This is a genomic window from Pseudomonas nitroreducens NBRC 12694 (genome assembly GCF_002091755.1).
Classification (GTDB): domain Bacteria; phylum Pseudomonadota; class Gammaproteobacteria; order Pseudomonadales; family Pseudomonadaceae; genus Pseudomonas; species Pseudomonas nitroreducens.
This window is the reverse complement of the sequence record NZ_BDAI01000023.1, coordinates 24,814-37,334: the sequence shown is the minus strand read 5'-3', so window position 1 is coordinate 37,334 and position 12,521 is coordinate 24,814. Positions and strand designations below refer to the sequence as shown.

General features: G+C 68.2%; 9 protein-coding genes. All 9 read right to left on the bottom strand.

Annotation, left to right across the window (positions count from 1 at the left end):
* Positions 1–253: aldehyde dehydrogenase family protein (locus tag PNI01S_RS27800; protein WP_143514277.1), on the bottom strand; the 253-nt coding region annotated here is incomplete at its 3' end.
* Positions 246–1,436, bottom strand: coding sequence for a pyridoxal phosphate-dependent aminotransferase (locus tag PNI01S_RS27795; RefSeq protein WP_084359835.1), 1,191 nt, complete (start codon positions 1,434–1,436; stop codon positions 246–248). The genes PNI01S_RS27795 and PNI01S_RS27800, both read right to left, overlap by 8 nt.
* Before the next feature lie 55 nt (positions 1,437–1,491).
* A complete protein-coding gene (locus PNI01S_RS27790; RefSeq protein ID WP_084359834.1) occupies positions 1,492–3,102 on the bottom strand; it encodes a 5-guanidino-2-oxopentanoate decarboxylase in 1,611 nt (536 codons plus the stop codon).
* 93 nt (positions 3,103–3,195) lie between these two features.
* Positions 3,196–5,283 (bottom strand): acetate--CoA ligase family protein, encoded by a 2,088-nt coding sequence (locus PNI01S_RS27785; protein ID WP_084359833.1) that lies wholly within the window; start codon positions 5,281–5,283, stop codon positions 3,196–3,198.
* Positions 5,284–5,293: 10 nt separating this feature from the next.
* The gene (locus PNI01S_RS27780) at positions 5,294–6,454 is read right to left on the bottom strand and encodes an acyl-CoA dehydrogenase family protein (RefSeq protein WP_037015421.1); all 1,161 of its coding nucleotides are present in this window, start codon (positions 6,452–6,454) and stop codon (positions 5,294–5,296) included.
* 17 nt (positions 6,455–6,471) lie between these two features.
* Positions 6,472–7,260, bottom strand: a complete 789-nt coding sequence (locus PNI01S_RS27775) for an enoyl-CoA hydratase/isomerase family protein (RefSeq protein WP_084359832.1) — start codon at positions 7,258–7,260, stop codon at positions 6,472–6,474.
* A 391-nt stretch (positions 7,261–7,651) separates the two neighbouring features.
* Positions 7,652–9,079 (bottom strand): amino acid permease, encoded by a 1,428-nt coding sequence (locus tag PNI01S_RS27770; protein WP_084359831.1) that lies wholly within the window; start codon positions 9,077–9,079, stop codon positions 7,652–7,654.
* Positions 9,080–9,493: 414 nt separating this feature from the next.
* A complete protein-coding gene (locus PNI01S_RS27765) occupies positions 9,494–11,737 on the bottom strand; it encodes an ATP-binding protein (protein WP_084359830.1) in 2,244 nt (747 codons plus the stop codon).
* Positions 11,734–12,519 (bottom strand): substrate-binding periplasmic protein, encoded by a 786-nt coding sequence (locus PNI01S_RS27760; protein WP_084359829.1) that lies wholly within the window; start codon positions 12,517–12,519, stop codon positions 11,734–11,736. Before PNI01S_RS27760 ends, PNI01S_RS27765 begins: the two co-directional genes overlap by 4 nt.
* Between the last annotated feature and the right edge of the window lie 2 nt (positions 12,520–12,521).

The window sequence follows — 12,521 nt, the reverse complement described above, 5'->3', positions numbered from 1 at the left end:
CCATTTCGTCGGCGCGGTTCTTCAGTTGTTCGGCGAGGGCGCGGATGTAGCCGGCGCGCACGTGGGACGGCGTCTGCGACCAGGCCGGGAAGGCACGGCGGGCGGCGTCCACCGCGCGGTTCACGTCACCTTCGCCGCCCAGCGGCACGCGACCGACGCAGTCCTCGGTGGCGGGGTTCTGCACCTCGGCCACGCCCTGCCCTTGGGGCGCCACCCAGGCGCCATCGATGTAAAGCTGAGAACGATCACGCATAACGTTTCTCCTGGAGCAGTTCGGCGGCGCACAGGGCGATGCGGCGGCAGGCTTCGCGCAGCGGTTCGGCACCGAGCACCAGGCCCAGGCGGATGTGCCCGGCGGCGCTGGGGCCGAAGGCTTCGCCGGCCAGCACGGAGACGCCGTGGCGGTCCAGCAGCACATCAGCGAAGTCCTGGGCGGAGAGCCCGGTGGCGCGGATATCCACCATCACGAACATGCCGCCGTCCGGGCGCAGGGCGCGCACACCGACGCAATCGGCGAGGCAGTCGAGCACCAGGTCGCGGCGCTGGCGGTAGGCCTCGCGCATGGCTTCCAGTTCCGGCAGTTTGGCTTCCAGCGCGGTGCAGGCGGCGTCCTGGATGAAGTCCGGCGAGCCGTAGAGCATGCACAGGGCGAGGTTTTCCAGGTGCGCGCAGAGCTCGCGCGGGCCGACCACCCAGCCCACGCGCCAGCCGGTCATGGCGTGGGATTTCGACAGGCTGTTGAGGGTCGCGGTGCGCTCGGCCATGCCCGGGAGGCTGGCGGGGCTGATGTGTTCGCCGTCGAACAGCAGCTCGCTGTAGACCTCGTCGGAGATCATCCACAGGTCATTGCTCACGCACAGCTCGGCGAGCTTTTCCCAGGTGGCGCGCGGCAGGCTGGCGCCGGAGGGGTTGTGCGGGCTGTTGATGGCCAGGGCGCGGGTGCGCGGGGTGATCAGCGCGGCGACGTCCTCGGCCTGCACGCGGAAGCCGTGCTCGGAACGCACCGACACCGGGATGACCTTGGCGCCACAGGCACCGAACACCGCTTCGTAGGTGACGTACATCGGCTCGGCGACGATCACCTCGTCGCCCGGATTGAGCACGCACTGCGCCACGGCATACAGCGCGCACTGGGCGCCGGCCAGTACGACCACGTCGTCGCTGGTGACCGCCTGGCCGCTGCGCTGGGTATGACGGCGAGCAATGGCCTCGCGCAGCGCGCGCTTGCCGCGCACGTCGGCGTAGTGGGTGTTGCCGGCCAGCAGGCTGTCGATGGCCGACTGCACGATGGGCACGGGAGTATCGAAATCGGGGTCGCCCACCGACAGCAGCAGGATGTCGTCGCCCTGCTCCAGGCGCGCCAGGGCGCGGTAGTGGATGTCCCAGGCGGCGGCGCCGTCGCCGGCGATGCGTTGGGTGAAGTTCGAGTAGCGCATGGTGTTCATCCTTCAAGGCGCCAGGGCCCAGGGGCCCCGGCGGGTGCAACAGGTCCTACTGGGCGCAGGCGTGTTTCAGCTCGATCAGCGTCACGCCCGGATGGGCGAAGCCGCTGCGCAGGTCGCGCTCCAGTTCGTCCAGGCTCTGCGGCTGACGCATCTCGCAGCCATAGGCGCGGCCGAGCAGGGCGAAGTCCGGGTTGCGCGGCAGGACGCCGATGGGCTCGATGTCCAGGCCGATCATGTCGTCGCGGATCTGCCCCAGCGCATCGTTGTTCCACAGCAGCACCACCAGCGGGCTGTCCAGTTCCTCGGTCGCGGTGGCCAGCTCCTGGGCGGTGTAGAGGAAGCCGCCGTCGCCCACCAGCACCAGGCCTGGGCGCTCAGGCGCACCGAACTTGGCGCCGATGCCGGCCGGTACGCCATAGCCCAAGGTGCCGTAGCCGGTAGGGTGCAGCCAGCCGCGCGGGGCCTTGCTCGGGTACAGATAGTTGGCGGTGTAGGCCAGCTGGGTCATGTCGCTGGCGATGAAGGCGTTGTCCGGCAGGACCTTGGCGATGCGCTGCAGGATCGACTGGTGGATGCGTTGCAGCGGCGCGTGGCCGGCGTCGATCTGCGCGCGCAGTTCGGCGATGCGCGATTGTGCTTTCGCCGCGTCACGATCTGCGCTCGGCAGTGCGGCGAGCAGGGCTTCGGCGGTCGCTTTCGAATCGCCCAGCAGCGCCACGGCGCTCGGGTAGAAGTCGTTGAACTTGCGTGAGTCGACGTCGATGCGGATCACTTCGCCGCTGACCGGCAGGCGGTCGCGCCAGAAGTCGGTGTCGGCCATCTCGGTGCCGATGGCGAGGACCACGTCGGCCTCGGCGATCATGTCCCAACCGGCCTGGGTGCACAGGGTGGCGCCGGCGGACAGCGGCGCTTCCGGCGCCAGCAGGCCCTTGCCGGCGACGCTGGTGAACAGCGGCGCGGCCAGGCGCTCGCTCAGCGCAGCCAGGGCATCGGCGGCATGCAGCGCGCCGCCGCCGGCGATGATCATCGGGCGCTGGGCGGCCTGGAGTTTATCCACAGCCCGCTGGAGCGCCTCGGCGCTGGGCTGGCCGCGGCCGGCGCGGCGCACGACTTCATGGGTCCAGTCGCGGGCGACGGGGTTGGCGAGCACGTCCAGCGGCACCGAGATGTGCACCGGGCGCGGGCGCTCGCTGTCGAACACGGCGAAGGCGCGGGCGATCAGTTCGGGCAGGTCCTCGGCGCTCAGGGCGACGGCGGAGAATGCGGTGATCGGCGCGGTCATCGCACGCTGGTCCTGGGTCTCGTGCAGGCAGCCCCAGCCCTTGCCCAGGCTGGCGGTGTGGTTGACGCTGGAAATCACCAGCATCGGGATCGAGTCGGCGTAGGCCTGGCCGATGGCGGTGGCGGCGTTGGTCACGCCCGGCCCGGTGATGATGAAGGCCACGCCCGGCTTGCCGCTGACCCGCGCGTAGCCGTCGGCCATGAAGCCGGCGCCCTGCTCGTGGCGCGTCAGCACATGGCGGATGCCGCTGCCGGGCAGGCCGCGGTACAGCTCCAGGGTGTGCACGCCGGGAATGCCGAACACGGTGTCGACGCCATAGTTGGCCAGCAGGCGCACCAGGGCCTGGCCGCCGGTGAGTTTCTTGTCGTTCTGCATGTTCACTCCTCGAAGCGTTCTTCGTAGAAACACGCCTGCCCGCGAACGCTCCTCGGTGGATTCGTTCGCGGGCAGCCCGTGCCTACAGGCAGGTCATTCAACGGTGCGGATCAGCGCATCCACCGCCACGGCGCCCTCGGCGTCCGCCAGCAGCGGGTTCACGTCCAGTTCCAGCAGGGTGTCCACGTGCTCGCAGGCGTAGTCGGCGACGGCGCGGATGGCTTCCACCAGCGCCTCCAGGTTCACCGCCGCGCGGCCACGGAAGCCGGTGAGCAGCGGTGCGCTGCGCAGGCTCAGCAGGGCATCGCGGATCGCCGCGTCGGTGGTGGGCAGCAGCAGGCTGCGGCTGTCCTTGAGCAGCTCGACGAGGATGCCGCCGGCGCCCAGCACTAGCGCCAGGCCGAAGCCGTTCTCGCGCTTGATGCCGACGATCAGCTCGGCCAGCGGCGGATTGGCCATGCGCTCCAGCAGCACCTGGTCAAAGGGCACGCCGGGCGCGTGGCGGGCGATGTTCTCGCGCATGTCGAACAACGCCGCTTCCAGCGCCGCCTCGTTGCGCAGGTTGAGCGCCACACCACCGGCTTCGGTCTTGTGCGGCAGTTGCGCGCTGACCACTTTCAGTGCCAGCGGGAAACCGACATCGGCGGCCGCTTCGCGGGCTTGTGTGGGGGTGCTCAGCGCAGCGCGCGGCAATGGCAGACCGAAGGGTTTCAACGCCTGCTTGGACTGCCACTCGTCCAGCAGACGACCTTCGCCTTCCAGCGTCTGCGGGCAGAGCGGCACCAGGGCGGCTTCGCCACGGGCCAGCAGGGTTTCGCGACGCTGACGGTAATGGGCGATGCGGCCCCAGGCGGCGAGTCCGTCTTCCACGCCTTGCAGCGCGGCGACGCCGTGGGAGTGCAGCAGTTCTCGGGCATGCCTGGGCAGCAGCTCCGGCAACGCGGAGGCAATGAAGCCCACCTTGCCGTGACGCTCCAGCGCGGCGCAGTAAAGCTCCAGCAGCAGGTCGCACTGCGGACGCTCACCGGTCTCTTCGCCGGGATAGTCGAGCACCAGCAGGGCGGCGTCGGCTTCCGTGCGCAGGGCGCTGTCGAGCATCTTCTCCAGCGCCGGGCCATCGCCCCAGATGGCGGTGGTGAAGTCCAGCGGGTTGGCGATATTGGCGTAGTCCGGCAGCACCTGGGCCAGTTCGGCGCGCTGGGCATCGAGCAGCTTGGGCAGGCTCAGGCCATTGCGTTCGGCGTAGTCGGCGATCAGCCCGGCGTCACCGCCGGAGCAGGCCAACGCGGCGAGGCTCGGGCCGGCCGGCAGGTTGCCGCAGGCGGCGGCTTTCAGGGTTTCGATGAAGCTCACCGGGCCGCTGACGCGGATCACGCCGAGGCGGTCGAACAGCGCGTCGTACAGCGCATCGGAGCCGGCCAGGGAGCTGGTGTGGCTGAGTGCGAGCTCGGCGCCGATCTCGGACACGCCGGTCTTCAGCGCAATCACCGGAATGCCTTTGTTCAACGCCTTGAAGGCGGCGCGGGCGAAGCCGGGAACGTTCTTCAGGCCTTCCAGGTGCAGGCCGATGGCGGTGACGCGTGGCTCGTCGAGCAGCACGTCCATCAGTTCGGCCACGCCCAGTTGCGCCTGGTTGCCCACCGAGGCCATGTAGGCGATGGGCAGCGAGCGGTCGCTCATGGACAGGTTGTAGGCGAAGTTGCCGCTCTGAGTCAGCACCGCCACGCCCTTCTCGACCATGTGGCCGCCATGGGCCACCGGCCACAGCGCGGAACCGTGCAGGTAGTCGAGCAGGCCGTAGCAATTGGGGCCGAGCAGCGCCATGTCGCCGGCAGATTCGAGCAGGCGGCGCTGCAGCGCTTCGCCTTCGGCGCCGGTCTCGGCGAAGCCGGAGGCGTAGCAGATGGCGCCGCCGGCATCCTTGGCGGCCAGCTCGGCAACGGCCTGCAGGGTCAGGTCGCGGTTGGTGGCGACGAACACCGCGTCCGGGCCTTCCGGCAGGTCGGCAACGCTGCGCACGCAGGGCACGCCTTCGAGTTCGTCGTACTGCGGGTTGACCAGCCACATCGCACCCGCGAAGCCGCCTTCGGCGCAGCGCTTGAGCGCGCGCGCCATGCTGCGGCCACCGATGAAGGCGACGTGACGGGGGGCCAGCAGGCGCTGGAGGTTTTCGCGTTTCATGGCACGGGCCTCAGCGCAGCAGCGGACGCAGCAGTTCGCGGGAAATGATGTGGCGCTGGATTTCCGAGGTGCCTTCCCAGATGCGCTCGATACGCGCGTTGCGCCAGATGCGCTCCACCGGGCCTTCGTCCATCAGGCCCATACCGCCGAAGATCTGCACGGTCTCGTCGGCGACCTTGCCCAGCACTTCGCTGGCGAACAGCTTGGCCATGCCGGCTTCGCCGTCGGTCATGGTCCCGCGGTCCATCTTCCAGGCGGTGTGCAGGGTCATCAGTTCAGCGGCGCGGATCTGCGTGGCCATGTCGGCGAGCTTGAAGGAGATGCCCTGGTAGCTGCCGATGGCCGCACCGAACTGCTTGCGGTCGGCCGACCATTGCAGCGCCAGGTCCAGCGCGCGCTGGGCCTGGCCGACGCAGTTGGCGGCAACCATCACACGGCCGGCGGTCAGCCAGGCGTTGGCCACTTCCCAGCCCTTGTCGACTTCGCCGAGGACCTGGGAGGCCGGTACGCGGCAGTCGTCGAAGAAGATTTCGTAGGTGTGGTAGCCCTTGTTGCTGACGCATTTCGGGCCGCGGCGCACGGTCATGCCGGCAGTGCCCTTGTCCACCAGGAAGGCGGTCACGGCGTTGCGCTTCTTGCCGTTGCGCTCGAAGGTGTCGGTCACCGCGAAGACGATGGCGAAGTCGGCGTGGCCAGCATGGCTGATGAAGTGCTTGGAGCCATTGATCACGAAGTCTTCGCCGTCACGCACGGCGCGGGTCTTGATCGAGTTGGCGTCGGAACCGGCGCCCGGCTCGGTGAGGGCGAAGCAGTCGATCTTCTCGCCCTGCACCACTGGCAGCAGGTAGTTCTGGATCTGCTCGCCCTTGCAGGCCATGAGGATCTTCGAGGGACGCGCAACGAACACATGCAGCGCCCAGGAAACCTTGGACAGCTCGCGCTCGACCAGCGCCTGGGACAGGTAGTCCAGGCCGCCGCCGCCGACTTCCTCGGGCATGTTGAAGGCGTAGAAGCCGGCCGCCAGGGCCTTGCCACGAATCGTCGCGGCCAGCTCCGGGGACACCGCGTCGGCGCGGTCCACTTCTTCCTCGTAGGGCAGCAGCTCTTTCTCGACGAAAGCCTTGACCGCCTCGACGAGCATTTCCTGTTCCTGGGTCAGTTGGAAATCCATCACATCACCTGCAGCCGTCAGCGGCCTTTGAATTGGGGGGAGCGTTTCTCGGCCACGGCGCGCAGCGCCTCGGCGGCGTCTTCGCTGCGGCCGCAGAGCAAGCCGGCGGCCTGTTCGGCTTCCAGCTGCTGGGCCAGGGTGCGGCTGGCGCCTTCACGGATCAGGCGCTTGGTGTGGCCGAAGGCGTAGGTCGGGCCAGCGGCCAGGCGTGCGGCGAATTCGCCGACCTGAGCCTGCAATTGATCGTCAGCGACCACTTCGCCCACCAGGCCGGCGTTCAGCGCGCGCTCGGCGTTCCACAGTTCATCGAGGAACAGCAGGCGCTTGGCCGCTTCGCCGCCGATCAGGCGCGGCAGGTGCCAACTGGCGCCGGCGTCCGGGCAGTAGGCCATGCCGGTGTAGCCGGCCTTGAAGCGGGCGGAGGCGCCGGCGATGCGGAAATCGCAGCACAGGGTCAGGTCCATCCCGGCGCCGACGGCGGTGCCGTTGACGGCGGCGATGGTCGGCTTGTCCAGGCTGTGCAGGCGGCGCATCAGGGCGTGGGCGGTTTCGGTCCAGCCGTAGGTTTCCAGCTCGCCACGGGCTTCGGCCTCGGCCCATTCGGCAAGGTCGGCGCCGGCGCAGAAGCTGCGGCCTTCGCCGGTCAGCACGATGACGCGCACGGCCTCGTCGACTTCATAAGCGTCGAGCAGGGCCAGCAGGTTCTTGAGCGTGGGGACGTCGAGCGCGTTGCGCTGCTCGGGGCGGTTCAGGGTGATCCAGGCGATACCGTCCTGGACCCGGCTGAGCGGGGATGGCTGAGTCATGCTGCCCTCGTTCTTGTAGTCGTTGGCTGAGGCGGATGAAGCGTTGGAGGCAATACTAAACAAGTGTTCAGCAAGCTCGCAATCCACCCGAATGGGGGGCTTGTAACGTGCCGTCGAACGGCGGGAAGGCCGCGCGACGCGGGGGCTGAGGGGTTTCCACAGGGTTTTCCCCGAGAGCTTGTTACAACTTCGAACAAACGGCCCTGCGGGCCTTCGCGGACAGAGTCCGCTCCTGCGCCTCCGGGAGCGGTGGAATCCTTGTAGGAGCGAGCTTGCTCGCGAACAGATTTTCCGGCGGTTCCGGCGTTGGGCGGGTTCGCGAGCAAGCTCGCTCCTACAAAGAGCCAAAGAAAAAGCCCCGCGAGGCGGGGCTTTTCCGATGCAGGAAGACTCAACCGATACTCGGCAGCGCCTCCTCGCTCAACACCTGGCCACGCTTGCGCCTGAGCAGGTAGTAAGCCAGGTAGCACGCGCCCATGAAGCCGAAGCCCCAGTACAGCGACGGGCGCTGGGTCGGGTCCATGGCGAGGAACACGAACAGCGAGCAGCAGATCGCGATGCACGCCAGCGGGATCAACGGGAACAGCGGCGCTGCGTATTTCAGGTCGGCCACGGTGCCGCCCTTGGCCATGTGCTCGCGGCGGAAGCGGTACTGGGCGTAGGCGATGACGATCCAGGTGACGGTGCCGGCCATTCCGCTCACCGCCATCAGCACCATGAACAGGGTGTCGGCGGCGACCACGCTGGTGAGCAGCGACAGCAGGGCGAAGCCGAGGCTGATCAGCAACGCGTAGAGCGGCACGCCACGGGCACTGAGCTTGGACAGCTTGCGCGGCGCCATGCCGGTCTTGGACATGGCCCAGAGGATGCGGGTCGACGCGTAGAGGCCGGAGTTACCCACCGAGAGGATCGCGGTGAGGATCACGAAGTTCATCAGGTCGGCGGCGTAGGGAATGCCGACCATGTCGAACACCTGCACGAAGGGGCTTTCCATCAGCCCGGCCTGCTTCCACGGCACGATGCAGGACAGCACGGCAATCGCCAGCACGTAGAAGATCAGCACGCGGAACACCACGTTGCGCACGGCGCGCGGGATGCTCTTTTCCGGCTGGTCGGTCTCGCCGGCGGCGACGCCCATGATCTCGCAGCCCTGGAAGGCGTAGACCACCGTCATCATCACCGCGAACACGGCGGACAGGCCGTTGGGGAACAGGCCGTCGCCGACCAGGTTGGACAGCCCCGGCGCGGCCTCGCCGCTGTTCAGCGGAATGGCGCCGAAGATCACCAGCAGGCCGACCACGATGAAGCCGAGGATGGCCGCAACCTTGATCCCGGAGAACCAGTATTCGGCCTCGCCGAAGGCGCGGGTGGCCAGGGCATTGAGGGAGAACAGCACGACCACGAAGAAGCCCGACCACAGCCAGATCGGCACGTCGGGGAACCAGCGGGTCATCAGCATGCCGGCGGCGGTGAATTCCAGGCCGACGGTGGAGGCCCAGCTCATCCAGTAGACCCAGCCGATCATGAACCCGGTGGCCGGGCCGATGAAGCGCGTGGCGTGGGCCTGGAAGGAGCCGGAGACGGGCATCTGCACCGATAGCTCGCCCAGGCAGACCATCACCAGATACATCAGCAGGCCCGCAACCAGGTAAGCGAGGATGGCGCCCATCGGGCCGCCCGAGCTGATGGTGACGCCCGAGCCCATGAACAGGCCGGTACCGATCACGCCGCCGAGGGACAGCATGAAGATGTGGCGGCTCTTGAGCGCGCGGGTGAGCTGGATCTTCTCGCCGCTACGGGCGTGATGGGACTCAGACATGGCGCACCTCCGGGAAACGGCGGGCGCGACGGAGCGGAACTCTACGTTGGATCATTATTGTTATCTCCAATCAATCAGAGGCCGTGGCTCGGGCACGGATGCCACCGGATTATTGGAAGGCGATGTAAGACCCCGTTGTTCCTACGGATCGAAGTTGTAGAAAGATGTAAGGATTTTGTGCGGGGCGCGTGGGGCTGGGCTTTCAGCGGGTTTCTTTTGTAAGAGCGCTCCCTGGCTGGCAAGACGCTGGGGCGATCCCCTCACCCTGGCCCTCTCCCAAAGGGAGAGGGGACTGTCCTGCGCAAGCTGCAAAATTGGTGCTCGCCGGCGAATGCCGAACGCGCCAACTACGCCGAACGGCCCCCTCTCCCCCAGGGAGAGGGCTGGGGTGAGGGCCGTCCGCCCGCGCCGAAACTACGCCCGGATGCTCTTAAAAAGCTCAGAAGCAACCACCCTCTCCCGCTCCAGCCGCTCCAGCCAATCACCGAGCAAAGCCCCCGCCAACGCCGCCTCCTCCAGCTCACCCAGGCAATCCCCCAACCCGCGCAACCCCATGGACCGGCAGCTCCCGGCCAGCCGATGCGCAAGGCTCGCGGCTTCAACGGCGTCATCCTGGCGCAGCGCATCCAGCAGCAGCGGCCATTGCTCATCGAGCAGCTTCCACAGGCTGGCGAGCAGCTCGTTCAGTTTGTGCTCGCCCAGCAAACGACGATGGGTCTCCAGGACCTGCCGATCCAGCGGGCCGTTATCCACAGCCTCCGGCAACAGCTCCCAGGTCACGCCGGACAGCGCACGGCGCAGGTCGTCCAGGCGCAGCGGCTTGCCCAGCACACCCTGCATGCCAGCCTCGAAATAGCGCCGGACCATGCCCGGCTGCACGCTGGCGGTGAAGGCGTGGATCGGTGTGGTCGCGTTGAGTCCGCTGGCCTGCGTGCGGATCGCCCGGCACAGGTCGAGGCCGTTCATCCCCGGCAGGTGCATGTCCAGCAGGATCAGATCGAAGCGCCGTGCAGCGGTAAGCGCCAGCGCCGGCGCCGCGTCCTCGGCGAGTTGCACGCGGTGACCGTCGCGCTCCAGCAGGGCCTGGGCGACCTCGCGGTTGAGGGCGACGTCCTCCACCACCAGCACGTCCAGCGCTGGCGCCTGTTCGACGGCCACGCTGGAGCGCGGGACCACGCCCGGCGCCAGTACGATGTCGAACCAGAAGGTGCTGCCCTCGCCTTCCAGGCTTTCCACGCCAATCTCGCCGCCCATGGCTTCCACCAGCCGCTTGCTGATCGCCAGCCCCAGTCCGGTGCCACCGTAGCGCCGCGCTACCTCGTCGCTGGCCTGGGTGAAGCGCTGGAAGATCTTTTCCTGCTGCTCGGCGGAGATGCCGATACCGTCGTCGGTCACCGTGAAGCGCAGCCGCTGGCCGGCGTCGCCGGTCTCCAGCACAGCGACCTCCAGCAGCACCTCACCCTCCTCGGTGAACTTCAGCGCATTGGCCAGCAGGTTACTCAGTACCTGGCGCAGGAACTGCTCGGCGCCCCGGCAACCGTCCTGTACCTGGGGTTCGATACGCAGGCGCAGGCAAGTGCCGTTGTCGTCGGCGCATGGCTCCAGCAGGGTCACCACGTCGTCCAGCAGGCGCCGCAGGGAGAAGTCCACCGGCTCCGGCTGGCTGGCGCCGTCCTCCAGCTTGGCGAAGTGCAGCACCTCGTTGAGGATCGCCAGCAGTCCTTCGCCTGCTGTGGATAACGCTTGAAGCCGGCGCCGGTCCTGCTCCCCCAGGGGCGCGGCGCGCAGCAGTTCGGCCATGCCGAGGATGCCATTGAGCGGCGTGCGGATCTCGTGGCTCATGGTGGCAAGGAAGCGGCTCTTGGCGCGGTTGGCCGCCTCGGCCTCCTCCTTGGCGCGGCGCAGGCTGGCGGTGCGCCGCTCGACCCGCCGCTGCAATTCGTCACGCTTGCTCTGCAGCGCCTCGCGGTCAGCCTCGCGCCGCCGCAACTCGGCACGCAGGGCCCGGCGCAAACCGTCGAGGGCATCGGCGACGGTGTCGATCTCGTCTTCTTCGCCTGAGCGTTTTTTAACCAGCGCCAGCTCGGTGCCCAGGTTGCCGCCAGTGAGCCCGCGGACGAATTCGGCCATGGCGCGCAGGTGGCGGGTAACCAGGCTGTGGAACAGCCAGCTCAGTGCCACCGCCAGGCCGCAGAGGAACACGCCCATCCACAACAGGCTGGTCAGCCCGCCGTGGAGCAGGCGCAGGTAGACAGCGCCCAGGTCGATGCTGACTTCCAGCTCGCCCAGGTCGCGGCGCTCGCCGTCCGGCGGCTGGAAGGCCAGGGCGTAGCGCTCGGTACGGAACGGCCCAAGTGTGTCGTCGGCGTCCTGCACCAGGTTGAAGTCGGCGCTGCGCAGGCGCACCTGGGCGATGTCGGGGAAGTCGGCCAGGCCGTGCAACTGCACGTTGAGCTGCTCCTGGTTGAGGTCCCACAGGCTGCGCTCGAAGCTGGCGAGGTAGCCGACGCGGATCAGCTCCAGGCGTGTATCGATGTCGCGCATCTCGCGGCGGTACTCGAAGTACAGCTGCACGGCGCTGGCCAGCACGGTGAAGCACAGGCTGAACAGCAGCACCCGCAGCAGCAGGCGCCGGGCCAGGCCGCTGGGCAGCTTCAACGCGGCACCCCGTCGCCGGCGAGCATGGCGCGGTAACCGCGCTCGCTCTCGTCCAGCCAGCGGGCGATGCTGCCGTCGTCCACGCGCCGTTTCAGCGCGGCGTCGATCTCGTCCATCCGCGCGGCCAGCGGCGAATGGCGCGAGACGGCGATGCGCAGGTAATCCACGGTGAGCGGCCGGGGCAGCGCGGCGATGTCCTGCCCGCCGGCCAGTTGCTCGGCGAACAGGGTGCCGGTGCGCCGCTCATGGGCGATGAAATCGATGCGCTGGCGGATCAGCTTGCCGAAGTTCTGGCGGCTGTCGGAGACCCATTCGACGTTGCCGTGCTCGGCGACGAAACGGTCGAATTCAGGTCCGTAGCTCTCGCCGAAGAGCAGCCCGCCGCGGTAATTCGCCAGATCGCTCAACTGGTCGAAACGCACCGGCTTGCGGCGGTTGTAGAAGATCGCCACTTCCTCGCGCAGCACCGGCACGCGGGAGAACAGCAGGCCGTCGTCGCGCTGCGGGGTCTGGTAGGCGAGCACCACGTCGACGCGGCCTTCGGCGGCGTCCAGCAGGCAGCGCTTCCAGTTGCCCAGCACCACGGTCTTCACCTCGTAGCCCAGTTCGCCAAGCACGCTGCGCACGGTTTGCGGCGCCAGGCCGCGCACTTCGTGGCCGTCGCTCCAGGAGATGGGCGGATAGACGGGGTAGTCGCAATAGCGGACGGGTTGGGCGGCACCAGCAACACCGTCCGCAGTCGGCAAAGATAGCGCCAGGCACAGCAGGAACAGCCAGCGCATGT